The organism is Mycolicibacter sp. MU0102 (assembly GCF_963378105.1).
Lineage (GTDB): Bacteria > Actinomycetota > Actinomycetes > Mycobacteriales > Mycobacteriaceae > Mycobacterium > Mycobacterium holstebronense.
Window position 1 is genome coordinate 4131324 of record NZ_OY726398.1, and the last position, 24443, is coordinate 4155766.

Genomic DNA, 24443 nt, shown 5'->3' on the forward strand with positions numbered 1-24443 from the left:
GTGCGGGGCTTTCAGCCTGGATCAGTAGTTCGCGCCGTAGGCGCCGTCGTGGCCCATGCTGCCGCCCTTGCCGGTGCCCCCATCGGAACCGTCCTGGCCGTTCGGGCCACCCGTACCACCGGCGCCACCGGACCCGCCGATAGTGCCAGCCGCACCGCTGGGACCACCGGGGCCGCCCTTGCCGCCATCGGGATGGTCTTCGGTCCCTTGACCGCCGGTGCCACCGGTTCCGCCGCCGCCGCCCGTACCCGCGCCGCCGCCGTTACCGCCGTTGCCGCCGGCACCGGTGGCGCCGTTGGCCGCGGTGCCGCCGTTGCCGCCCGCACCGCCGTCGCCGCCGATACCGCCCCCACCGCCGGGGCCACCGGTGTAGCCGGTACCACCGCCGGCCTCGCCGGTCTCGCCGCTCTGGCCGGGGCCGCCGCGACCGCCGGTGCCACCAGTGCCGCCGTTACCGCCGGCGCCACCGTCACCCGAGTTCGAGCCGCCCAGGCCGCCGTCGCCGCCGTTGCCGCCGACGCCGCCGATGCTGCCGGAATAGCCCGGGCCGCCCTTATCCGGCGAGGTGCCGCCGGTCTGGCCTTGGCCGCCGGTCCCACCGTTGCCGCCCCGGCCGCCGTTTCCGTCCGGCCCGGCGTTGCCGCCGCGGCCGCCGTCGCCGCCGGCCTGACCGGTCATGGCCTCGCCGTTGCCGCCGTCACCGCCCTTACCGCCGTTACCGGTACCGGCAGCATCAGCGCCCTGGGAACCGTCCGCAGCCGCACCACCGGCACCACTACCGCCCTGACCACCAGCGCCGACGCCGCCACGCTCACCGCCGTCACCACCGGCACCACCGGCACCAGCGGTCGCATTGCCGCCGCCACCAGCACCGCGGCCACCATCGCCACCGTTACCAGCAGCACCGGCACTACCACCGTCGCCACCAACACCACCGACACCCTGCTCACCGGCCTTGCCGTTGGTCGCCGAACCACCAGCGCCGCCGTCACCACCGTGACCACCCGCACCACCAGTACCGCCATTGCCACCGTCGCCACCATCGGTGCCGTCGCCGCCACTGCCCGCCGCAGCATCGTCACCAACCGAACCATCGACCCCGGCACCACCGGCACCGCCGACGCCACCAGCGCCACCAGCACCGCCGACACCGCCATCACCCGACAGTGAGCCGCCCTTACCGCCAGCACCACCGGAGCCACCAGCACCCGCATCAGCACCATCGGTGCCATTACCGGAACCATCCGTGATACCCGCAGCACCACCAGCACCCGTACCACCAGCACCACCAGCGCCACCGTCTCCGACAGTCCCGGCGTCGCCGCCCTGACCACCGTCGCCGCCGGCCTGACCACTCACGCCCTCGCCGTTGCCGCCGTCACCGCCCTTACCGCCATTGCCGGTACCAACCGCCTCAGCACCCTGCTGGCCGTCAGCGGCCGCTCCACCGGCACCACTGCCGCCCTGGCCACCAGCGCCAGCAGTACCGCGCTCGCCGCCGTCGCCACCGGCACCACCGGCACCAGCGGTCGCATTGCCGCCGCCACCAGCACCGCGGCCACCATCGCCACCGTTACCAGCAGCACCGGCACTACCACCGTCGCCACCAACACCACCGACACCCTGCTCACCGGCCTTGCCGTTGGTCGCCGAACCACCAGCGCCGCCGTCACCACCGTGACCACCCGCACCACCAGTACCGCCATTGCCACCGTCGCCACCATCGGTGCCGTCGCCGCCACTGCCCGCCGCAGCATCGTCACCAACCGAACCATCGACCCCGGCACCACCGGCACCGCCGACGCCACCAGCGCCACCAGCACCGCCGACGCCACCGTCACCAGATTGGGAGCCGCCCTTACCGCCAGCACCACCGGAGCCACCAGCACCCGCATCAGCACCATCGGTGCCATTACCGGAACCATCCGTGATACCCGCAGCACCATCAGCACCCGTACCACCGGCACCACCAGCGCCACCGTCACCGACAGTCCCGGCGTCGCCGCCCTGACCACCGTCGCCGCCGGCCTGACCACTCACGCCCTCGCCGTTACCGCCGTCACCGCCCTTACCGCCATTGCCGGTACCAACCGCCTCAGCACCCTGCTGGCCGTCAGCGGCCGCTCCACCGGCACCGCTGCCGCCCTGGCCACCAGCGCCAGCAGTACCGCGCTCGCCACCGTCACCACCGGCACCACCGCTGCCCGCAGTTGCACCATTGCCGCCGCCAGCACCGGCACCACCGTCGCCACCGTTACCAGCAGCACCGGCACTACCACCGTCGCCACCAACACCACCGACACCCTGCTCACCGGCCTTGCCGTTGGTCGCCGAACCACCAGCGCCGCCAGCGCCACCGTGACCACCCGCACCACCAGTACCGCCATTGCCACCGTGGCCACCATCGGTGCCGTCGCCGCCACTGCCCGCCGCAGCATCGTCACCAACCGAACCATCGACCCCGGCACCACCGGCACCGCCGACGCCACCAGCGCCACCAGCACCGCCGACGCCACCGTCACCAGATTGGGAGCCGCCCTTACCGCCAGCACCACCGGAGCCACCAGCACCCGCGTTACCGCCATCAGTGCCGGTACCGGTGCCATCGGTAATACCCGCAGCACCATCAGCACCCGTACCACCGGCACCACCAGCGCCACCGTCACCGACAGTCCCGGCATTGCCGCCGCGGCCGCCGTCGCCGCCGGCCTGACCACTCACGCCCTCGCCGTTACCGCCGTCACCGCCCTTACCGCCGTTACCGGTACCAGCAGCATCAGCGCCCTGGGAACCGTCCGCAGCCGCACCGCCGGCACCGCTGCCGCCCTGGCCACCAGCGCCAGCAGTACCGCGCTCGCCACCGTCACCACCGGCACCACCGCTGCCCGCAGTTGCACCATTGCCGCCGCCAGCACCGGCACCACCGTCGCCACCGTTACCAGCAGCACCGGCACTACCACCGTCGCCACCAACACCACCGACACCCTGCTCACCGGCCTTGCCGTTGGTCGCCGAGCCACCAGCACCGCCAGCGCCACCGTTGCCACCGAGGCCACCGCCGCCACCGTTACCGCCGTGGCCACCATCGGTGCCGTCGCCGCCGCTGCCCGCCACCGCATTGTCACCGGTCGAGCCGTCAACACCGGAGCCACCGGCACCGCCGACGCCGCCAGCACCACCAGCACCGCCGACGCCACCGTCACCAGATTGGGAGCCGCCCTTACCGCCAGCACCACCGGAGCCACCAGCACCCGCGTTACCGCCATCAGTGCCGGTACCGGTGCCATCGGTGATACCCGCAGCACCATCAGCACCCGTACCGCCGGCACCACCGGCGCCACCGTTGCCGATCGCGCTGCCGTTACCGCCGGCACCACCATCACCACCGTTGGCACCCGAGGCCGCAGCCGGGTCACCGGCCGCGTCGTACCCGGCGCCACCGTTACCACCATTGCCCTGCGCACCGTGGGCATCGGAGTCGCCACCAGCAGAACCGTCAGCACCCGCCGACGAACCGGAACCACCGGTTCCACCAGCGCCACCGTTGGCCAGCGCACCACCATCACCGCCGTTACCGCCGGTCGTGTTGCCCGCGGTACCGGTAGCACCGTTACCACCGTCGCCGGCCTTACCCGCATCACCACCATCGCCGGCATTACCGCCAGCGCCCTGGCCGCCAGCACTGCCATTGGTAGCCGAACCACCGGCACCACCGGCACCGCCATCGCCACCCTTGCCGCCGGCACCCGCGGCACCACCGGTGCCACCGTGACCGTCACCGCCACCAACGAACGTGCCAGCCTCACCGGTAGCGCCATCGCCACCGGCACCACCGGCCGCACCGGAACCACCAGCACCACCGGCGCCACCGTTACCCGACACCGACCCACCGGAACCACCAGCGCCACCACGACCACCGGAACCACCCGCGTCACCAGCACCACCAGCTTCACCGGAGTCAGCGGCGCCATCAGTGCCGGCGTTGCCGACCTTGCCGTTACCACCCGCACCACCGGCGCCACCGTTGCCGATCGCGCTGCCGTTACCGCCGGCACCACCATCACCACCGTTGGCACCCGAGGCCGCAGCCGGGTCACCGGCCGCGTCGTACCCGGCGCCACCGTTACCACCATTGCCCTGCGCACCGTGGGCATCGGAGTCGCCACCAGCAGAACCGTCAGCACCCGCCGACGAACCGGAACCACCGGTTCCACCAGCGCCACCGTTGGCCAGCGCACCACCATCACCGCCGTTACCGCCGGTCGTGTTGCCCGCGGTACCGGTAGCACCGTTACCACCGTCGCCGGCCTTACCCGCATCACCACCATCGCCGGCATTACCGCCAGCGCCCTGGCCGCCAGCACTGCCATTGGTAGCCGAACCACCGGCACCACCGGCACCGCCATCGCCACCCTTGCCGCCGGCACCCGCGGCACCACCGGTGCCACCGTGACCGTCACCGCCACCAACGAACGTGCCAGCCTCACCGGTAGCGCCATCGCCACCGGCACCACCGGCCGCACCGGAACCACCAGCACCACCGGCGCCACCGTTACCCGACACCGACCCACCGGAACCACCAGCGCCACCACGACCACCGGAACCACCCGCGTCACCAGCACCACCAGCTTCACCGGAGTCAGCGGCGCCATCAGTGCCGGCGTTGCCGACCTTGCCGTTACCACCCGCACCGCCGGCGCCGCCGTTACCGATCGCGCTGCCGTTACCGCCGGCACCACCATCACCACCGTTGGCACCCGAGGCCGCAGCCGGGTCACCGGCCGCGTCGTACCCGGCGCCACCGTTACCACCATTGCCCTGCGCACCGTGGGCATCGGAGTCGCCACCAGCAGAACCGTCAGCACCCGCCGACGAACCGGAACCACCGGTTCCACCAGCGCCACCGTTGGCCAGCGCACCACCATCACCGCCGTTACCGCCGGTCGTGTTGCCCGCGGTACCGGTAGCACCGTTACCACCGTCGCCGGCCTTACCCGCATCACCACCATCGCCGGCATTACCGCCAGCGCCCTGGCCGCCAGCACTGCCATTGGTAGCCGAACCACCGGCACCACCGGCACCGCCATCGCCACCCTTGCCGCCGGCACCCGCGGCACCACCGGTGCCACCGTGACCGTCACCGCCACCAACGAACGTGCCAGCCTCACCGGTAGCGCCATCGCCACCGGCACCACCGGCGGCACCGGAACCACCAGCACCACCGGCGCCACCGTTACCCGACACCGACCCACCGGAACCACCAGCGCCACCACGACCACCGGAACCACCCGCGTCACCAGCACCACCAGCTTCACCGGAGTCAGCGGCGCCATCAGTGCCGGCGTTGCCGACCTTGCCGTTACCACCCGCACCGCCGGCGCCGCCGTTACCGATCGCGCTGCCGTTACCGCCGGCACCACCATCACCACCGTTGGCACCCGAGGCCGCAGCCGGGTCACCGGCCGCGTCGTACCCGGCGCCACCGTTACCACCATTGCCCTGCGCACCGTGGGCATCGGAGTCGCCACCAGCAGAACCGTCAGCACCCGCCGACGAACCGGAACCACCGGTTCCACCAGCGCCACCGTTGGCCAGCGCACCACCATCACCGCCGTTACCGCCGGTCGTGTTGCCCGCGGTACCGGTAGCACCGTTACCACCGTCGCCGGCCTTACCCGCATCACCACCATCGCCGGCATTACCGCCAGCGCCCTGGCCGCCAGCACTGCCATTGGTAGCCGAACCACCGGCACCACCGGCACCGCCATCGCCACCCTTGCCGCCGGCACCCGCGGCACCACCGGTGCCACCGTGACCGTCACCGCCACCAACGAACGTGCCAGCCTCACCGGTAGCGCCATCGCCACCGGCACCACCGGCGGCACCGGAACCACCAGCACCACCGGCGCCACCGTTACCCGACACCGACCCACCGGAACCACCAGCGCCACCACGACCACCGGAACCACCCGCGTCACCAGCACCACCAGCTTCACCGGGAACGTCGCCGTCTTCGCCGTCCTGGCCGGCTAGACCGTCGCCGCCGTTGCCGGCGTCACCGCCATTGCCGACCGCTCCGGCATTACCGCCGGCGCCGCCGTCGCCGCCGGTCACGCCGCCCTTGCCGCCGTCACCGCCGTTACCGCCGTCACCGGTCTCGGCGCCGCCGCTACCACCAGCGCCACCGTTGCCGCCCGAACCGGTCTGGCTTCCCTCGCCGCCGTGGCCGGCGTCGCCGCCGTTGCCGTTGTTGCCGGCGTTTCCGCCCGCGCCGCCCGCGCCACCGTCGCCAGTGCCGGTGCTGTTTCCACCGTCGGCGCCGTTGCCTCCGTTGCCCGAGTTGGTACCGCCGGCACCACCTGCACCGCCGGCTCCACCGTTGTTTCCGTCGCCACCCTTACCGCCGGCACCACCGCTGCCGTCGCCACCTGCGTCACCACCGGCGCCACCATTTCCGCCGTTGACCGAACCGTCGGTCGAGGTGTAGCCGTCGCCACCGGCACCGCCGTTACCGCTAGCCGGTGCATCCGCGCCGTCCGCGCCGTCGGCGCCGCCAGTGCCAGTGCCCGAAGCGCCGCCACTGCCGGCCTTACCGCCGGCACCACCGGCACCGACCGTGCCGGTGTCGCCACCCTGACCGCCCTGACCGCCGTTGGGGTTCGATGCATCCCCGTCAGCTCCCTGGCCACCGTTACCGGCCGCTCCGGCGTCACCGCCCTGGCCGCCGTCACCACCGTTGCCGTTGCCACCGGCAGCACCGTTGGTTGCCGTGCCGCCAGCACCACCGGCACCGGCCGCGCCACCGGCGCCACCATCGCCACCGTTACTACCCGTACCACCGCTACCGCCGGGTGCAGTCGCGTCAGCACCATCGAAGCCCTGGCCACCGGAGCCACCGTCGCCACCGTTGCCCCCCAGACCACCGGCACCACCAGCACCGACCGTCGAACCGCCGGTGCCACCGGCGCCGCCGGAGCCGCCTGCGCCACCGGCGGTGCCATCCGAGCCATCAATGCCCACACCTGTGCTGTCGGCGCCATCGGTACCCGCGGCACCGTTACCACCGTTACCACCGGCACCACCATTGCCGTGATCACCGGCAGCGCCACCGGCGCCACCATTGCCACCGGCCGTCCCCGGCGCAGCGGCCGGGTCACCGGCCGCGTCGTAACCGGTACCGCCGTTGCCACCATGACCGCTGATCGGGGCGGCGCCGTCCGCGCCATCGCCGCCGCCAGTGCCAGTGCCCGAAGCGCCGCCACTACCGGCCTTTCCCCCGGCACCACCGGCACCGACCGTGCCGGTGTCGCCACCTTGGCCACCCTGACCGCCGTTGGGGTTCGAAGCATTGCCGTCGGCGCCGTCGCCACCGTTACCGGCCGCACCGGCATTGCCGCCCTTACCACCGTCACCGCCGTTGCCGTTGCCACCCGCGGCACCGTTGGTCGCCGTGCCGCCGGCGCCACCGGAACCGGCCGCACCGCCGGCGCCACCATCGCCACCGTTACTACCGGCACCACCGTCACCACCGGGCGCGGTCGCGTCCGCACCGTCGTAACCAGCACCACCTTGACCGCCATCGCCACCGTTGCCGCCCAGACCACCGGCACCACCAGCACCGACCACCGAGCCACCAGCACCACCGGCGCCACCGGAGCCGCCGGCACCACCCGCGGTGCCACCCGAGCCAGCAATGCCCACACCGGTGCTGTCGGCGCCATCGGTGCCCGCAGCACCGTTACCGCCGTTACCGCCGGCACCACCATTGCCGTGATCACCGGCAGCGCCACCGGCACCACCATTGCCACCGGCCGTCCCCGGCGCAGCACCAGGATCGCTCGCAGCGTCGTAACCGGCACCGCCCTTACCACCGTTGCCGCCGCTGTTGGGCGAGGTACCCGCATTGCCGTTGGCACCGGCTGTTCCGCCCGTGCCGCCGGTGCCGCCCGCACCGCCGACACCGACGTTTCCGCCTTGTCCGCCGTTGCCGCCGTCCGGGTTATCCGCCGTTCCGTCCGCACCGGCGCCGCCGTTACCGGCCTGGCCGCCACCACCGCCATCGCCTGCGCGTCCGCCGATACCGGTCGTGCCACCACCGGCGCCGCCGTTACCGCCCGCACCACCGGCACCACCGTTGCCGCCGTCGAAACCGTCTTGGTGGCTAGCATCGCCGTCCGCGCCGTGGAAGGCGTTGCCGCCGACCCCGCCGTTGCCGCCGTAGCCACCGGCACCGTCACCGCCGTTGGAGGCGTAGTTGCCGCCGCCGCTCGAGCCGCCGGCACCGCCGGCACCGCCGGCACCGCCGGCACCGCCCTCTTCACCGGCGTAGCCGTCCATGTGCTGGGCATCGCCGTTCGCGCCATTGGCTCCGTTGGCGCCATTTCCACCGTTGCCGCCGTTACCGCCCGCGCCGCCGGCGCCATGAGCGCCGGCATTGGCGCCGGTGCCGCCGACGCCGCCGTTACCGCCGGGACCGCCGTTACCGGCGTCGGTGCCGGCGGCACCCGGAGCGGTGCCGTTGCTGCCGTTGAATCCGTTACCGCCGATGCCGCCGGCACCACCGGCGCCGCCATTACCGGTCGCGGCCTGCGAGCCGTCGGCGTTGAGGCCGCCCGCGCCGCCGTTACCGCCCACTCCACCATCGGCACCCGAGGTGCCGTCGACGTGCTCCGCGGTGCCATTCACGCCAGACAGCCCGGCGCCACCAGCGCCGCCGTCACCACCGAGACCACCGAGACCACCGGCGCCGGCGGCGGCGTAATTGCCGTTTCCGCTGTCGCCACCGGCCCCGCCCTTGCCGGCGTCGCCCCCCGAGCCACCGTCCTGGCCGGCGTAACCGGCCTGGTGCTCCGCGTCGCCGGCAGCACCATTGCCGCCGCCCGCGCCGTTACCACCGTTGCCGCCGTTGCCACCGACACCGCCGACGCCGTGTGCACCGGTCGCCGTACCGGTGCCACCGACACCGCCAGCACCGCCGGCCCCGCCGTTGCCGCCGCGGGTGCCGTCGGCGCCCGGCTCGTCACCGTTGACGCCAGTCAAACCACTACCGCCACGGCCACCAGCGCCGCCGGCACCACCATTGCCGGTTGCCGCGCTCGAACCGTCGACATTCAGACCGCCCGCGCCGCCGTTACCGCCGGCACCACCGGCGCCACCAGCCGTTCCGTCGGGGTCCTGCGCGGTGCCGTTGGCCCCGTCGAGACCGGTACCACCGATTCCGCCGTTCCCGCCGGCGCCGGCTTGGCCGTCGGCGCCATTGGCGGCATGGTTGCCGTTGCCGCTGTCACCACCGACCCCGCCCTTGCCTGCGTCGCCCCCGGCACCACCGTCTTGGCCGACGTAGCCCGCCTGATGCTCAGCGTCGCCGTTGGCGCCATTGGCACCGTCGGCGCCGCTGCCACCGTTACCCGCGTTGCCTCCGACGCCACCGACACCGTGGGCACCCTCAACCGTGCCGACGCCACCAGCACCGCCTGCCCCACCGGCACCGCCGTTGCCGCCGCGGGTGCCGTCAGCACCTGGGGTATCGCCGTTGGTGCCGTTGAACCCGTTGCCGCCGCGGCCACCGGCACCGCCGGTGCCACCGTTGCCGGTTGCGGCCTGGCTGCCGTCGGTGTTCAGACCACCCGCACCACCGTTGCCGCCCGCGCCACCGGCGAAGCCCGCACTGCCATCAATATTTTCAGCGCTGCCGTTGGCACCGTCGATACCGGTGCCACCGTTGCCGCCGTTACCACCGGCTCCTGCTATGCCGTCACTACCGGCAGCGGCGTGGTTGCCCCCGCCGCTATCGCCACCGGCACCGCCCTTACCGGCGTCACCGCCGGCGCCACCGTCCTGGCCGGCATAACCCTCGGAGTGCTCGGCATCACCGTTTGCTCCATCGCCGCCGTCGGCGCCGTAGCCGCCGTTGCCGCCGTTGCCACCAAGCCCGCCGATGCCGTGCGCGCCGTCGGTTGCCCCGTTGCCACCGGCGCCACCATTACCGCCCGCGCCACCGTTACCGGCGTTGGTCCCATCGGCGCCGGGGGCATCACCGTTGAACCCGTTAAGACCGTTGCCGCCGGCGCCACCATCACCACCAGCGCCACCATCACCGAAGGCGGCCTGGGAGCCGTCCGCATTGAGACCACCGGCGCCGCCATCACCACCCGCCCCGCCGTGACCACCGGCAATGCCGTCGATGTCATCGCCAACACCGTTGGCGCCCAAGGCTCCACGGCCACCGGCCCCACCGTGGCCACCCGCACTGCCGGCGCCATCGAGCCCATCGGCAGCGCCGCCACTGCCATCGCCATTGGCGCCACCGGCGCCTGCGGCGCCGAAACCACCGCCGGCACCACCGGCGCCACCATTGCCGCCATCACGGTGCCCCTCGATGCCCTCAGCACCGGCACCGCCGGCACCGGCCTGACCTGCATTACCGCCGTCACCTGCGGCGCCACCGGCGCCCGCACTACCAGCCGCACCGTGCTCAGCGGTTCCCGCCGCACCACCGGCACCACCGGAACCGCCGGCACCACCACTGCCAGCGTCACCGCCGGCGCCACCATTGCCGTCGCCGCCATCGTCGAACGAGCCCGCCGCGCCTTGCGCACCAGCGCCGCCGCCACCACCGGCAGCACCCTTACCACCGGCACCACCACTGCCGGCGTTACCGACCAGCGATCCACCGGAACCGCCAGCGCCACCGGCACCGCCGTGACCGCCGGCACCACCGTTGATCCCCGCGGCACCGGGCTGCGCCCCATCAGCACCGGTGACACCAACAGCACCGTCACCGCCGAGCCCACCCATGCCGCCACTGCCGTAAGCGCCACCATTGCCACCGGCCCCACCAGCGCCACCGGAAGCGCCGTCACCGTTGGCCAGGGCACCGGTGCCGTGACCCCCCGCACCACCTGCCCCGCCATTGCCACTGGTCCCGGTCGGCAGCTGTCCGTCGACACCCGGGCGCCCGGCGTTGCCCCACATCCAGGCCATGAACTTGTCGCCAGCAGCACCACCAGCGCCGACGGTGGTACCGATCTGGCCGCCCTGACCACCAACGCCGCCATCACCACCACCGAGAGCACCATCACCACCGACACCACCGGCGCCACCATCGCCGGCAGCCCCCGCATTGCCACCAGCACCGCCATCACCGGCGGCACCGAAATGCCCACCGATACCACCGACACCACCCCGGCCGCCGGCACCACCATCGCCGCCGAGCCCACCGCCACCACCATTGCCGCCGAGGCCATCAAGGCTTACGCCCCCAGCGCCACCGGCGCCACCGGTGCCGCCCACACCACCGGCGCCACCGGCGCCACCAATACCACCGAGCCCCAGCACAAACCCAGCCGCACCACCAGCACCGCCATTGCCGCCCAGCCCGCCGGTTAGGCCGTCACCACCAGCAGCGCCGTTCAGCGCCCCCAAGACACCATCAATGCCTGCCGTGCCTGCAGTACCCACCGCGCCGGCGCCACCAGCACCGCCAGCCCCGCCGAATCCGATCAGGCCCGCGACATCGCCACCGGCGCCACCATTACCGCCGGCCAGCACGGCATCGACCGAAGCCCCGCCCACGCCACCGGCACCACCATCACCGAACAACCAGCCACCCAGGCCGCCGGCGCCGCCATCGCCGCCCTCGACGCCCGCACCACCGACGCCACCATTGCCGAACATGCCGGCGTCCCCGCCGACACCACCGGCGCCGCCCAGGATCCCGGCCACCCCGTCGGTTCCGGCGCCACCATCGCCGAACAAGAAGCCGCCATCACCGAGGTCACCGAACCACCCCGTACTACCGAACAACGAGTCATTGGAACCGGTGAACCCATCAACACCGTTACCGATCAAATCCCGGCCGAACAGGTCCACAAACGGCTGGTTGATCAGCGCCAACAGCTGCTCGTTACCCGCGATGAAATCCTGCGTCAGGTTGTACAGCGGCAGATACAGATCACTGTGGTAGGACCCCGACACCGCCAGATCGAACTGCTCGAACGCGCTGTAGAGAAAGTTCTCCCCCGCCGCCGGCCCCGGTACCGCCCAACCGGCCCAAAACCCTGGATCCAGCAGATCCTCGAAACCATCGGCGTGCGCCACCGGGACCACCGCCAACGGCGACATCCCAAAAGCCAAGAACGTCGCCACCGAACTCGACGCCCCTACAACGCGACGCCGCACCACGCCCTCACTCGCCGAACGACCAAATTTGCTAGACACCCGCCGACGCATGGGAACAACCTCTCAACAGTTTCTACTAAGGGTTCGCGAAGGTTCGAATTATGGCCTTGGGTCCACAAATCGACAACTCGAAAAGACAGAACTGTGCTGGAGGCCACATTTACGCATATTCTGTGACTCGCTATGTCATGACAAATATGCTGGTGAGCGCGATTTTGAGACATTGATCACAGACGTGCGACGCTCGTCACATTCGGTAGTTCAGCGCATTTTCTAGATGCTTTAACTGTTGCATAGGTAATTTTAATGAGTGGTTGTACCTGCCTAGCTTTTGGAAGCTATTGACAGGAGCGCTCATACCATAGAAATGGTCCATTAAAGATTTGCTGGAGTCGCCAAATTGTGGCTGCAAGACGCCGAATGAACGCGACTCGTTTCGCGCCGGCGTGACCACGGCCACAGCGGGCCGCTGTCTCTGGTCCTTACCGCCGCTGCCCTCGATCGGCAGCTCGCGAACAGCTGGTCACCTACGAAGAAGGTTCACTGTCCAGCGCGCAGTAGGCACGCACAGCCCGTCCCTGCCACTGTCCGCGGCGCGCCCTCGAACAGCATCGGTAAGAGTGCCCAAAATCGACCGGTGGCGCGCCCCGAGAAGTGTCGGTACAAATGCGTAATGGTCGGGAAACAAGAGGTACCGCTGCGCAGGTCATCCATCCTGGGAAGGAGTGCTGGCCGCTTGCGCGAGCATTGTGACCTTTAAGGGACGGTACATCTTGTCGAACGCAAGCGAGGCAGGTTTCCCGTCCGCCGTAGCGCGGACGGTCTTGGTGGTCGACGGCGGGGGCACTCGACCACAGTGGCAGCCGGGGACGGAGTCGCTATCGACCGCCCTCGAGTGGCTGGAGCGCACGCTGGCCGAGTCGGTTGCCGCCCACCGCGGTGTCCGTCTGATCGAGCAGGACTACGGCGACCGGTTCGCCGCCGGGTTCGCCGATGCCAGTGACGCGGTGGCTTGCGCTATGGCGTTGCAGCGCACGCCTTCGGCACCAATCCGGCCGCGGATCGCGGTGCACGCCGACGAGGTACCGCTGGTCGAATCGAGCACGTACCCCGGGTCGCTCGTGAACCGCGCCGCGCGGTTATGCGACCTGGCCCATGCTGGTCAGACGGTCTTGTCGGAGACTGCGCAGCAGCTGACGGCTGATTGGCTGCCGTTGGAGGCCTGGCTGGTCGATCTGGGTGTTCACCGGCTGCGCGGCATACCGTATCCGGAGCGCGTGGCGCAGCTCTGTCACCGCGACCTCGTCGGCGACTTTCCGCCGCTTCGAACCGGAAAATCGGTGGCCGAGCCACATTTCCCGACACCGCTGACGAGTTTTGTCGGACGCGAGGCCGAGTTGGCCGAGCTGCGGCGTCTCGTGGCCGACAACCGTCTGGTGACGTTGACCGGCACCGGAGGAGTAGGCAAGACCCGGTTGGCGCTGCAACTGGCCGACGAGTTGGCCGACCAGTACCGCGACGGCGCATGGTGCGTCGATCTGTCACCGATCACTGATCCAGACCTGGTACCCGAGCGCGTAACGCATACGCTGGGCCTGCCCGATCGGCCGGACCGATCCCCGGCTGATTCCCCCATGCGCTTCATCCCAGACCGGCACCTGTTGTTGGTACTGGACAACTGCGAGCATCTGCTGGATGCCTGCGCGCAGCTCACCGCCACGCTGTTGGGCGCCAGTGCGGGACTGACGATCCTGGCGACTAGTCGGGAACCGATCGGGGTGGCGGGTGAGGTGACCTGGACGACTCCGTCGCTCTCGCTGGTCGACGAGGCCGTCGAGTTGTTCCGGCAGCGCGCTCGGTTGGTCCGACCGGGTTTTACCGACACCAATGATGATGCCGCGTTGGTAGCCGAGATCTGTCGGCGTCTGGACGGGGTGCCGTTGGCGATCGAGCTCGCGGCGACACGGGTTCGGGCGTTGTCACTCACCGAGATAGCGGACGGGCTACGCGAGCGATTCCAGCTGTTGACCGGCGGTGCGCGCACAGTGGTGCCGCGACAACAGACGTTGCGCGCCTCAGAGGACTGGTCGCATGACTTGCTGAGCGAATCCGAACGCGTGGTGTTTCGCCGGCTGGCGCCGTTCGTCGGCGGATTCGACCTGGACGCCGCGCATGCTGTCGCCGGCGATACCGATCTCCCGCGCGGCCAGGTGATCGACAAGGTCACCCAGTTGGTGGATAAGTCGCTATTAGTGGCCGACAGCACCGGGGAAGCGACGCGCTTCGGGATGTTGCAGACAGTGCAGCAGTACGCCCTGGAAAAGCTGGAGCAATCCGGGGAGTCCGAGACCATCCAGGCGCGCCATCGTGATCACTACACGGCTCTGTTCGAAGCCAAGGCGGCCGCCGGTTACGGGTGGGATTTCGAGCAAGCGGAGCTGGAGATCGACAACCTCAGGGCTGCCTTCAATTGGAGTCGTGCGCATGGCGATATCGACCTTGCCGCGCGCCTTGCCGCATCGTTATTCCCGCTGTGGATCCATAGCCGGACCTTGGAGGGAGTGGCGTGGTTCGACGCCGTCCTCGCCGCACCCGCCGCGCTGCCGCCTGCCGCGCGTGCGCGCGCTCTTGCCGATAAAGCCATCTTCGAGGCATTGACCGGGAATTACGGCCAGGTCGACCAGGCCGAGCAGGCGGTCTCCATCGCGCGGCGCCTCGATGACCCCGCTCTGCTCGCCTGGTCGCTGGCAGCCTGCGGTTTCACCTGTAGTTACAGCCCCGAACTCGCCCTGCCCTACTTCGACCGGGCCATCGAGCTGTCTCCCGCTTTGAACGACGACTGGCGATTGAGCCAGATCTACGGAGTGCAGGCCTATTCCGCCTTTGTGGCTGGGGACTTGACCATCACGCGCGCGGCCGCGAAAAGAGGACAGGCCCTCGCCGACGCCGTCGGCGACTGGTCGGTTTCGCGCCTGTGCCGTCTGTGTCTGGGGTTGACCCATCTTCACCGCGGCGAACTCACCAAAGCCGTCGCGCACGTCCGGAACGTGGCAGTCGAAGCCGAGGCGGCGCACGATCCCTTGTTCAGCACCCAGAGTCTGGCGGTCCTGGCCGAAGCCCTTGCGTGCCAAGGAGACACCCGCGGGGCGCGAGCCGCGGCGGATGCATGCGTCGAGGCCGCCGCGGACCTCATCGATTTCCACCGTGCCGTTAGCTTCGGGACGGTGGTGGACGTGTCACTGGCCGCCGGAGATGCCGCCGGCGCACTCGGCGCCGGTGCGGCGGCGTTTGATGCGTGTCCACTGCCGCAACTGTGGGCGATAAACGGCAATCCGGTCGCCAGGGCCGCGTTAGCGTCCGGTGACCTGGTCACGGCGCGCCATCTGGCCGACGAAGCGCTTGCGGTGGGGTCCGGATTCCAACGGATATTGCTGCTGCAGATACGAGCCCGGGTGGCGATGGCCGAGGGCGAACTGAAGCAGGCCGAGCGGGACGCGCGTGACGCGTTGACGATCGCGGCAGAAACCGAGGGTTATCTGGCCGTCCCCGATCTGATCGAATCGCTGGCAACACTGGCCTGCGCTGCAGAGCAGCACCATCGCGCAGTACGGTTGTTCGGCTCGGCAGCCGGCACCCGCGATCGCACCGGCGCAGTCCGCGCCAAGATCTACAACACCGAATACACCGACGCAGTCAATGCGCTACGAGAAGCGATGCCACAGAAGGATTTTGATCGCCTCTGGAAAGCGGGTTCGGGGTTGTCGACGGCTGACGCCATCGCGTACGCGTGCGGAGGCAATGGTGAGCCTAAGCGCCCGGCGAGCGGCTGGGCCTCGCTGACCCCGGCCGAGCACAACGTCATTCAGCTCGTCAGCGCTAGCCTTCGCGACAAAGACATCGCCTCGAAGCTGGGCATCTCGCCGCGGACCGTGCATTCCCACCTGAACCACATCTACACCAAGCTGGATATCTCGTCCCGCTTGCAACTCGCCCAAGAAGCGGCGCGTCATATGTGATCCACTGGCCTATCGCCAGCGCAGCCTTACCGGCGAAGTTGTTAGACCGGTGGAGCTTCGGGACTGACGTGCTCCCAGTTCTTCCACCGCCGGAACTCGTCGGCGTCCAGTTCCCGGCCCAGCAGGGTGGTGACAGCGACGCTGTGCTCCAGATAGAGGTCCTCGTTGCGCCGCCACGCGGGAAGGTAGCGATAAAACGGCAACCACGGGTGCAGATGGTGTATCAGGTGGTAATTCTGGGACAGCATGAGCGGTGCCAGTAGCCATTCCATCCCGGCCCGGACTCGGCTGGCACGGTACATGTTTTCTCGCTGCGTCGCCGCGAGCCCGTTATGCGGCAGCCAGTCGAACGCCGCCGCGATGACGAAGATAGCGATGCGCTGCGGGATCAACACGACAACCGCAAGCAACCAGAAGTGATCGGTGACGATTGCCGCGACGGCAATCGCGGTCGTTACTGAGAGCGCCACCGCTGTTTCGCCGAGCTCGGCCGCCGGGCGCCGCCAATCACGCTGCATCCGACCCCACAGCCTGCGGGTGTACCAGCATGCGTAGAAGACATCCATCAGTGCCCAGCGGAACGGCAGCTGCCAGGTGGGAGCGTGAGTGGCAAACATGTCCGGGTCACGGTCAGCGTCGTTGGTGTGGCGGTGATGCTCGCCGTGCACATAGCCGAACGACGGCAACGAGAACGACGGCGCCACGAACACCCAGGCCACCCGGCCAACCACCGCATTGGCCCATCGCGCCGAACAAAAAGAGTGGTGCAGGGCTTCGTGCGCCACCGAGAACATCACGTATGTGACCAGGGCGCTCAGCGGGATGCCCACCCAGGCCGGAATGGCTCCGCGAGCCACCCCGACGGCCACGAAAACGAACACCGCCAAAGCGCCAACCGCGAGGCCAAAAGTGGGCCACGCGAAATTCGGTACGCCTTCCTGAGGGTGTGGGTGTCGTCGGCGCCGTGGTGCCGCGCGCGAACTGTCCGGCACCTCGCTCAACAACACAAAACCTCCAGCTAGAACACTAGTTGCGAAACTACTGGGCCCAAACCAAGTGCAGCTGAAAGATTACGTTGGTTCCCGATGTGGCTCGGGCAACTACGCTCTGTTGTCCTGCAACGTGTTTATCACATTATTGACGCCAGCGTATAAAACTGCTGGTCCTCGCAACGGCCTCTTGGGGTGGTCTACGGGCCCTTCAGGCCTCTTGGCCTACCGGCTCTCAGGCCCCGTATACCGGCACCGGTGTCCGCGCCTTGGCCAGCAGATCGGTGACGACCGGACCCAGCTCGGCGGGATCCCAACGGGAGCCCTTGTCGGCCTGCGGGCCGTGCGCCCAACCCTCGGCGACTCGGATCTTGCCGCCTTCGACCTCGAAGACCTTGCCGGTCACGTCACGCGACTCGACACTGCCCAGCCACACCACCAGCGGACTGACGTTCTCCGGGGCCATGGCGTCGAAGGCCTGGTCTTGAGTGTTCATCATGTCGGCGAAAACGGTCTCGGTCATCCGGGTCCGCGCCGACGGGGCGATGGCGTTGGCGGTGACGCCGTAGCGGCCCATCTCCGCGGCGGCGACCAGGGTCAGCGCGGCGATGCCCGCCTTGGAGGCGCTGTACGTGGCCTGCCCGACACTGCCCTGCAGGCCCGCGCCCGAGCTGGTGTTGATGATGCGAGCGTCTACCGTTTCGCCGGCCTTGGCCTTGGCCCGCCAGTACGCGGCAGCGTGCTTCATGGTGGCGAAGTGGCCCTTGAGGTGCACCGCGGTGACGGCGTCGAATTCCTCTTCGGTGGCGTTGGCGAACATGCGGTCCCGGACGATACCGGCGTTGTTCACCAGCACATCGAGCGTGCCGTAGGTGTCGACAGCCTGCTTGATCAGAGCCTCGGCCTGGCCCCAGTCGGCGACATTCGAGCCGTTGGCGACGGCTTCGCCACCGGCGGCGACGATCTCGTCGACCACGTTCTGGGCGGCGCTGCCCCCACCGGCCGGCGAACCGTCCAGGCCCACCCCGATGTCGTTGACCACGACCCGGGCACCCTCAGCGGCGAAGGCCAGCGCGTGCGCCCGGCCGATTCCGCCGCCCGCTCCGGTAACGATGACCACGCGGCCGTCGAGAAGTGCCATGTGTGTTGTCTCCTTATTTGTTAGCGCTGGAAGCGTCGAGGTAGGCGGGCTTCTCGCCGCCACCATGCACGGTCAGGCTGGCGCCACTGACATAGGACGCCAGATCAGAACTCAAAAATGCTGCCGTCCAACCGATCTCAGACGGTTTAGCCAGTCGGCCCAGTGGCACAGTAGCGCCGACGGCGGCCACCGAATCGGCGTCGCCGTAGAACAGTTCGGACTGCTCGGTCTCGACCATGCCGACCACGATCGAGTTGACTCGCACCTTCGGCGCCCATTCGACGGCCAATGATGTGGTCAGGCTGTCCACCCCGGCCTTGGCCGCGCCGTAGGCGGCGGTACCCGGTGACGGCCGTCGGCCGCTGACACTGGTGATGTTGACGATCGACCCCCCGCCGTCCTGGCTCTGCATGACCGCGTTGGCATGCGTCGAAACCAGCAGGGCGCTCAGCAGATTCAGCTCGATGATCTTGCGACTGAAGTTGGCCGACGCATCCGCGGCCAGTGCGAACGGAGACCCGCCGGCGTTGTTGACCACGATGTCGATCCGGCCGTGGGTGGCCACGATCGCCTCGATCAGGCCCTTCACCGCGTCGTCGTCGCGGACGTCGCAGGAATGGAACTCATACGGCGAGCCGTCCACCGGGCGTCGGGCGCAGGTCACCACCGTCGCGCCCTGATCGGCGAAGACAGCGCTGATGCCCGCGCCGACGCCGCGCACTCCGCCGGTCACCAGGACCACCTTGCCGGTCAATCCGAGGTTGATCGCATCACCCACTGTGCTAGCGTACCAAGCAAGTGCTTGCTTAGGTATCTAAGGCCCCAACACGACAGGGAAGTCCGCCCATGCCGATCACATCCAAAACCGTCGAACCGGGGATCGTCGCGGTCACCGTCGACTACCCGCCGGTCAATGCCCTGCCGTCGCGGGCCTGGTTCGAGCTCGGCGAGGTCATCACCGCCGCCGGCAACGACATGTCCACCCACGCGGTGATCCTTCGCGCCGAGGGCCGCGGCTTCAACGCCGGTGTGGACATCAAGGAAATGCAGAACACCGAGGGCTTCACCGCCCTGATCGATGCCAACCGCGGTTGCTTCGCGGCATTCAAGGCCGTCTACGAGTGCGCGGTGCCGGTGATCGCCGCGGTCAACGGCTTCTGCGTCGGCGGCGGCATCGGCCTGGTCGGCAACGCCGACGTGATCGTGGCCTCTGACGACGCCAAGTTCGGCCTGCCCGAGGTGGAGCGCGGCGCCCTCGGTGCAGCCACCCACCTCTCCCGGTTGGTGCCGCAGCACATGATGCGCCGGCTGTTCTACACCGCGGCCACCGTCAACGCCGCCACCCTGCACCAGTACGGATCGGTGCACGAGGTGGTGCCGCGCGCCGAGCTCGACGAGGCCGCGCTGCGGGTAGCCCGCGATATTGCGTCCAAGGACACCCGGGTCATCCGGGCGGCCAAGGAAGCCCTCAACCTCATCGACGTGCAGAAGGTCAACTCCAGCTACCGCATGGAGCAGGGCTTCACCTTTGAACTCAACCTCTCCGGTGTCGCCGACGAGCACCGCGACGAGTTCGCCGGTACCGAGAAGGGCGCCAAGAAATGAGCAAGGTAACGACTCTCGACAACGCCGTCGCCGAACTGCGCGACGGCATGACCATCGGTATCGGCGGCTGGGGTTCGCGCCGTAAGCCGATGGCGTTCGTCCGTGCCATCCTGCGCACCGACGTCAAGGATCTGACCGTGGTCACCTACGGCGGACCGGATCTGGGGCTGCTGTGCTCGGCCGGCAAAGTGCGCCGGGCCTACTACGGTTTCGTCTCGCTGGACTCCGCGCCGTTCTACGACCCGTGGTTCGCCAAGGCCCGCACCACCGGTGCCATCGAGGCCCGCGAGATGGACGAGGGCATGCTGCGCTGCGGGCTGCAGGCCGCCGCCCAGCGGCTGCCGTTCCTGCCGATCCGTGCCGGGCTGGGCAGCTCGGTGATCGACTTCTGGGAGGGCGAACTCAAGACCGTCACGTCGCCGTACCCGGTTGAGGGCGGGCACGAGACCCTGGTCGCGATGCCGGCGCTGAACCTGGACGCCGCGTTCGTGCACATGAACATCGGCGATGAGCGCGGCAACGCCGCCTACACCGGGATCGACCCGTACTTCGACGACCTGTTCCTGATGTCGGCACAGCGCCGGTTCCTGTCGGTGGAGAAGATCGTGCCCACCGAAGAGCTGATCGCCAGCACGTCGCCGCAGACCCAGGTGATCAACCGGATGATGGTGGACAAGGTGGTGGCGGCCCCGGGCGGCGCTCACTTCACCATCGGGGCAGCCGATTACGGCCGCGACGAGAAGTTCCAGCGGCACTACGCCGAAGCCGCCAAGTCCGATGAGACCTGGGCGGAGTTCAAGGCCACCTACCTGTCCGGTAGCGAAGACGACTACCAGGCGGCGGTTAAGGCATTCGGAGCGGAGGCACAAGCATGACCGACTCACCCACTCGCGCTGAGATCTGCGCCGTCGCCTGCGCCGAGCTGTTCCGCGACGCCGGCGAGATCATGGCCTCACCCATGGCCACGGTGCCGTCGGTCGGCGCCCGGCTGGCCCGCCTCACCTTCTCCCCCGACCTGGTGCTCACCGACGGGGAGGCCCGCATCCTGGCCGACACCCCGGCGATCGGCAAGGTCGGGCCGTTGGAGGGCTGGATGCCGTTCAACCGGGTCTTCGAAACCCTGTCGTGGGGCCGGCGCCATGTGATCATGGGCGCCAACCAGATCGACCGCTACGGCAACCAGAACCTGTCGGCGTTCGGCCCGCTGCAGCAGCCCACCCGGCAGATGTTCGGAGTCCGCGGCGCACCCGGCAACACCATCAACCACACCACCAGCTACTGGGTGGGCGCTCACTCGTCGCGGGTGTTCTGCGAGGCCGTCGACATCGTCTCGGGCATCGGCTACGACAAGGTGGACCCGGCCAACCCGGCGTTCCGGTTCTTCAACCTGGGCGGGGTGGTGACCAACCTCGGGGTGTTCGACTTCAACGGCCCAGACCACCAGATGCGTGCGGTCTCGCTGCACCCGGGCGTCACCGCCGACGAGGTCACCGATAACACCTCGTTCGAGGTGCACGGCCTGGCCGACGCTGTGACGACCCGGTTGCCTGAGGTCGAGGAGCTGCGGCTGATCCGCGAGGTCATCGACCCGAAGTCGCTGCGGGACAAAGAAGTCAGAGCATGAGCCGGTTGAAGACCCCGCTGACCGAACTGGTCGGCATCGAACACCCGGTGGTGCAGACCGGGATGGGCTGGGTGGCCGGCGCCCGACTGGTCTCGGCCACCGCCAACGCCGGCGGTCTGGGCATCCTGGCCTCGGCGACCATGACGATCGACGAGCTGGCTACTGCCATCAAGAAGGTGAAGTCCGCCACCGACAAGCCCTTCGGGGTCAACATCCGTGCCGACGGCGCCGACGCCGGCGACCGGGTGGACCTGATGATCCGCGAGGGCGTCAAGGTGGCGTCGTTCGCGCTGGCCCCCAAGGCCGAGTTGATCGCCAAGCTCAAAGAGGCCGGCTCCGTGGTGATCCCGTCGGTGGGTGCGGCCAAGCACGCCAAGAAGGTCGCGTCCTGGGGTGCCGACGCGGTGATCGTGCAGGGCGGCGAGGGCGGCGGCCACACCGGACCGGTAGCCACCACACTGCTTCTTCCATCGGTGCTTGACGCCGTCGCCGGTACCGACGTCCAGGTGATCGCCGCCGGCGGTTTCTTCGACGGCCGCGGCCTGGCCGCCGCACTGTCCTACGGCGCGACCGGCGTCGCCATGGGCACTCGGTTCCTGTTGACCAGCGACTCCACCGTTCCGGACGCGGTCAAGCAGCGCTACCTTGCCGCCGACCTGAGCGGCACCGTGGTGTCCACCCGGGTCGACGGGATGCCGCACCGGGTGCTGCGCACTGAACTGGTGAACAAGCTCGAAAGCGGCTCGCGGGCACGCGGTTTCAGCGCCGCCATCCGCAACGCGGCGAAGTTCAAGAAGATGTCGCAGATGAGCTGGCCGACCATGGTCAAAGACGGACTGGCGATGCGGCACGGCAAGGAACTCACCTGGTCGCAGGTGCTGATGGCCGCCAACACCCCGATGCTGCTCAAAGCCGGTCTCGTGGAAGGCAACACCGAAGCCGGCGTGCTGGCCTCGGGTCAGGTGGCGGGCATCCTGGATAGCCTGCCGTCCTGCGCCGAGCTGATCACCTCAATCGTCGACGAGGCCGTCGAGCACTTGCGCAGTGCCAACTCATTCGTCGTCTGAGCGGCGCTGGGCTCAGACCTCGACCACCATCAGGGTGTGCCCGGTCGGGTCGCGAAGCCAGAACATCGGCGGAACCGGGTCGCCCATCCGGGCCACCTGGTCGTCCACGTCGACCCCGAGCTCACGTATCGCAGCGTGCGTCGCTTCGATGTCGTCGGTGGTCAGCGTGATGCCGGTGACCACCGGCTCGACCGGACCGCTCTCCGGCGGCGGCGGAGCCAGTGCGATGCCGGTGTTCCCCTCGGGCGGGTAAACCTCGATCCACCGGTAACCGCCACCGAATTCTTCGTCAGTGCGCTTCTCGAAGCCCAACGACTCGTAGAACGCAACCGCTTTGTCCTGCTCAACTGTCGGTACGCACACAAGGTTGATCGTCTTCAGGCCGATCTTGGCAGTGCTCATCATGCTCCTTCTGGGGTGGGGAGTGTTGGGACACTTACGAATTGACGCCGTATAGCTCGGCGATCTCCGGCGAGCTGGCCCAGCGGCCGTAGGTTGGGCCCTGCGGCCAGCCGTCGGGCGAGTCCTGCCACTGTTCCTGCCGCCCATAGGGCAGCACGTCGATCAACGGAAACACGTGGCTGAGCTGTTCGACCCCGCGGTGGTTGGTGTGCCAGGTGCGGTACACCGCATTGCCCTGGCGCAAAAAGACATTCACCGCGAACTGACCACCCGGCGGCACTCCGACATCGGACCCGAACGGGCTGCTAGCGGTGCTGTACCAGGCCATCTGGTTGCCGACTCGCCGCTGGTAGGCGATCGCTTCGTCGATGGGCCCCTGCGTGACGATCACGAACCGTGCGTCATAGGCCGAGAGGAAGTCGAGTCGGGTGAACTGCGAGGTGTAGCCGGTGCACCCCGGGCACTGCCATTCCTGGCCCGGCGACCACATGTGGTGGTACACGATCAGTTGGCTCTTGCCCTCGAACACCTCATGCAGACGCACCGGCCCGCCCTCGCCTTCGAGCACATAGTCATCCATAGCGACCATCGGCAGGCGCCGGCGCTGCGCGGCGATCGCGTCGAGTTCGCGGGTGGCCGCCTTCTCCCGGGCACGCAACGCATCGAGTTCCCGTTGCCAGGTCTGGTTATCCACGACCGGCGGCGCCTGAAAACCCGTCATCGATGAAAACCCCCATTGTCATGTGTACGGCGTCCACATTAGTTATGTTCACACCGTACACTTCGACCTGAGGGGGCTGTCAAGAGGTGACTGCGACAAAGGCCGGCTATCACCACGGCGATCTGTGCGCGGCACTGATCGACGCGGGCCTGCAGCTGACCCGGCTCGGCGGTCCAGAGGCCCTTACCGTCCGGGAGGCGACGCGGCGCGTCGGGGTCTCCCCCAACGCCGCATACCGCCACTTCGCCGACCGTGAGGCGCTGTTGAGGGCGGTCGCGATCGCCATCGGAGACCGAATGGCCGCGCGCATGCTCCCACCGGTGAGCCGGCGCGGCACCCCGCAGCACCGGGCGCGCAATCAGCTCCGCGCGGTCGGACTCGGCTACATCGGATTCGCGTTGGACGAGCCGGGGTGGTTCACCGTGGCTTTCTTCGGCTCTGGAGTCACCTCGGTCGACGACGACGCAGTCCCCCCACCGTTTCGCGCGCTGGTCGACGCACTCGATGCGATGACGGATGCCGGTGTGCTGCATGCGAACCGGCGCGCGGGGGCAGAGTGGCCGTGCTGGTCGGCGGTGCATGGATTCGCCGAATTGGCCCTGCGCGGGCCGCTGCGCGGCGCCCCCCGCCCCGACCTGGACGCGTTGGCAGGGCGAACGGTCGACGACATCATCGCCGGGCTGGTGGCGTGAGGCGGC

12 protein-coding genes are annotated in these 24443 nt (G+C 69.2%); 6 read left to right on the forward strand and 6 right to left on the reverse strand.

The window, feature by feature from the left end; all coding sequences use genetic code 11:
• Window positions 1-21: 21 nt before the first annotated feature.
• Window positions 22-12180 carry a hypothetical protein gene (locus RCP37_RS19540; protein ID WP_308484619.1) on the reverse strand — a complete coding sequence of 4053 codons (12159 nt, stop codon included), beginning with the start codon at window positions 12178-12180 and terminating at the stop codon, window positions 22-24.
• 773 nt (window positions 12181-12953) lie between these two features.
• Between RCP37_RS19540 and RCP37_RS19545 the strand changes: the two genes are divergently transcribed.
• On the forward strand, window positions 12954-16196 hold the full coding sequence (locus tag RCP37_RS19545; RefSeq protein ID WP_308484620.1) for a helix-turn-helix transcriptional regulator: 3243 nt from the start codon (window positions 12954-12956) through the stop codon (window positions 16194-16196).
• Between the two features lie 41 nt (window positions 16197-16237).
• Here RCP37_RS19545 and RCP37_RS19550 read toward each other — a convergent pair whose 3' ends face one another.
• The 3 genes from RCP37_RS19550 to RCP37_RS19560 all read right to left on the reverse strand — a co-directional run bounded on the left by RCP37_RS19550 (window position 16238) and on the right by RCP37_RS19560 (window position 19104).
• On the reverse strand, window positions 16238-17077 hold the full coding sequence (locus tag RCP37_RS19550) for a fatty acid desaturase (protein WP_308487159.1): 840 nt from the start codon (window positions 17075-17077) through the stop codon (window positions 16238-16240).
• A 343-nt stretch (window positions 17078-17420) separates the two neighbouring features.
• Complete coding sequence (locus tag RCP37_RS19555) at window positions 17421-18326, reverse strand: SDR family oxidoreductase (RefSeq protein ID WP_308484621.1); 906 nt, start codon at window positions 18324-18326, stop codon at window positions 17421-17423.
• A 13-nt stretch (window positions 18327-18339) separates the two neighbouring features.
• Entirely contained in the window at window positions 18340-19104 is a 765-nt protein-coding gene (locus tag RCP37_RS19560) for an SDR family oxidoreductase (RefSeq protein WP_308484622.1), read from the reverse strand.
• 68 nt (window positions 19105-19172) lie between these two features.
• Here RCP37_RS19560 and echA20 point away from each other — a divergent pair, with 68 nt between their 5' ends.
• Genes echA20 through ipdC form a run of 4 tightly spaced genes read left to right on the forward strand, consistent with a single transcriptional unit; the run spans window position 19173 to window position 22622 of the window.
• Complete coding sequence (gene echA20, locus RCP37_RS19565; RefSeq protein ID WP_065039185.1) at window positions 19173-19931, forward strand: (7aS)-7a-methyl-1,5-dioxo-2,3,5,6,7,7a-hexahydro-1H-indene-carboxyl-CoA hydrolase; 759 nt, start codon at window positions 19173-19175, stop codon at window positions 19929-19931.
• Window positions 19928-20806: a cholesterol ring-cleaving hydrolase subunit IpdA gene (ipdA, locus tag RCP37_RS19570; RefSeq protein WP_308484623.1), complete on the forward strand. Its 879-nt coding sequence runs from the start codon at window positions 19928-19930 to the stop codon at window positions 20804-20806. Before echA20 ends, ipdA begins: the two co-directional genes overlap by 4 nt.
• The gene (ipdB, locus tag RCP37_RS19575) at window positions 20803-21555 is read left to right on the forward strand and encodes a cholesterol ring-cleaving hydrolase subunit IpdB (protein WP_308484624.1); all 753 of its coding nucleotides are present in this window, start codon (window positions 20803-20805) and stop codon (window positions 21553-21555) included. Before ipdA ends, ipdB begins: the two co-directional genes overlap by 4 nt.
• Window positions 21552-22622, forward strand: a complete 1071-nt coding sequence (gene ipdC, locus RCP37_RS19580) for a (3aS,4S,5R,7aS)-5-hydroxy-7a-methyl-1-oxo-octahydro-1H-indene-4-carboxyl-CoA dehydrogenase (protein ID WP_308484625.1) — start codon at window positions 21552-21554, stop codon at window positions 22620-22622. Before ipdB ends, ipdC begins: the two co-directional genes overlap by 4 nt.
• Window positions 22623-22634: 12 nt before the next feature.
• Here the strand turns inward: ipdC and RCP37_RS19585 are convergent, their stop codons facing one another.
• The gene (locus RCP37_RS19585; protein ID WP_308484626.1) at window positions 22635-23024 is read right to left on the reverse strand and encodes a VOC family protein; all 390 of its coding nucleotides are present in this window, start codon (window positions 23022-23024) and stop codon (window positions 22635-22637) included.
• Window positions 23025-23058: 34 nt separating this feature from the next.
• Complete coding sequence (locus RCP37_RS19590; RefSeq protein WP_308484627.1) at window positions 23059-23745, reverse strand: DUF899 domain-containing protein; 687 nt, start codon at window positions 23743-23745, stop codon at window positions 23059-23061.
• Window positions 23746-23831: 86 nt separating this feature from the next.
• Here RCP37_RS19590 and RCP37_RS19595 point away from each other — a divergent pair, with 86 nt between their 5' ends.
• A complete protein-coding gene (locus tag RCP37_RS19595; protein ID WP_308484628.1) occupies window positions 23832-24437 on the forward strand; it encodes a TetR/AcrR family transcriptional regulator in 606 nt (201 codons plus the stop codon).
• Window positions 24438-24443: the final 6 nt, after the last annotated feature.

Coding starts and splice junctions, on each gene's coding strand:
- ipdB (WP_308484624.1), top strand. CDS start 20,803: ATGACCGACTCACCCACTCGCGCTGAGATCTGCGCCGTCGCCTGCGCC.
- RCP37_RS19555 (WP_308484621.1), bottom strand. CDS start 18,326: ATGGCACTTCTCGACGGCCGCGTGGTCATCGTTACCGGAGCGGGCGGC.
- RCP37_RS19590 (WP_308484627.1), bottom strand. CDS start 23,745: ATGACGGGTTTTCAGGCGCCGCCGGTCGTGGATAACCAGACCTGGCAA.
- echA20 (WP_065039185.1), top strand. CDS start 19,173: ATGCCGATCACATCCAAAACCGTCGAACCGGGGATCGTCGCGGTCACC.
- ipdC (WP_308484625.1), top strand. CDS start 21,552: ATGAGCCGGTTGAAGACCCCGCTGACCGAACTGGTCGGCATCGAACAC.
- ipdA (WP_308484623.1), top strand. CDS start 19,928: ATGAGCAAGGTAACGACTCTCGACAACGCCGTCGCCGAACTGCGCGAC.
- RCP37_RS19585 (WP_308484626.1), bottom strand. CDS start 23,024: ATGAGCACTGCCAAGATCGGCCTGAAGACGATCAACCTTGTGTGCGTA.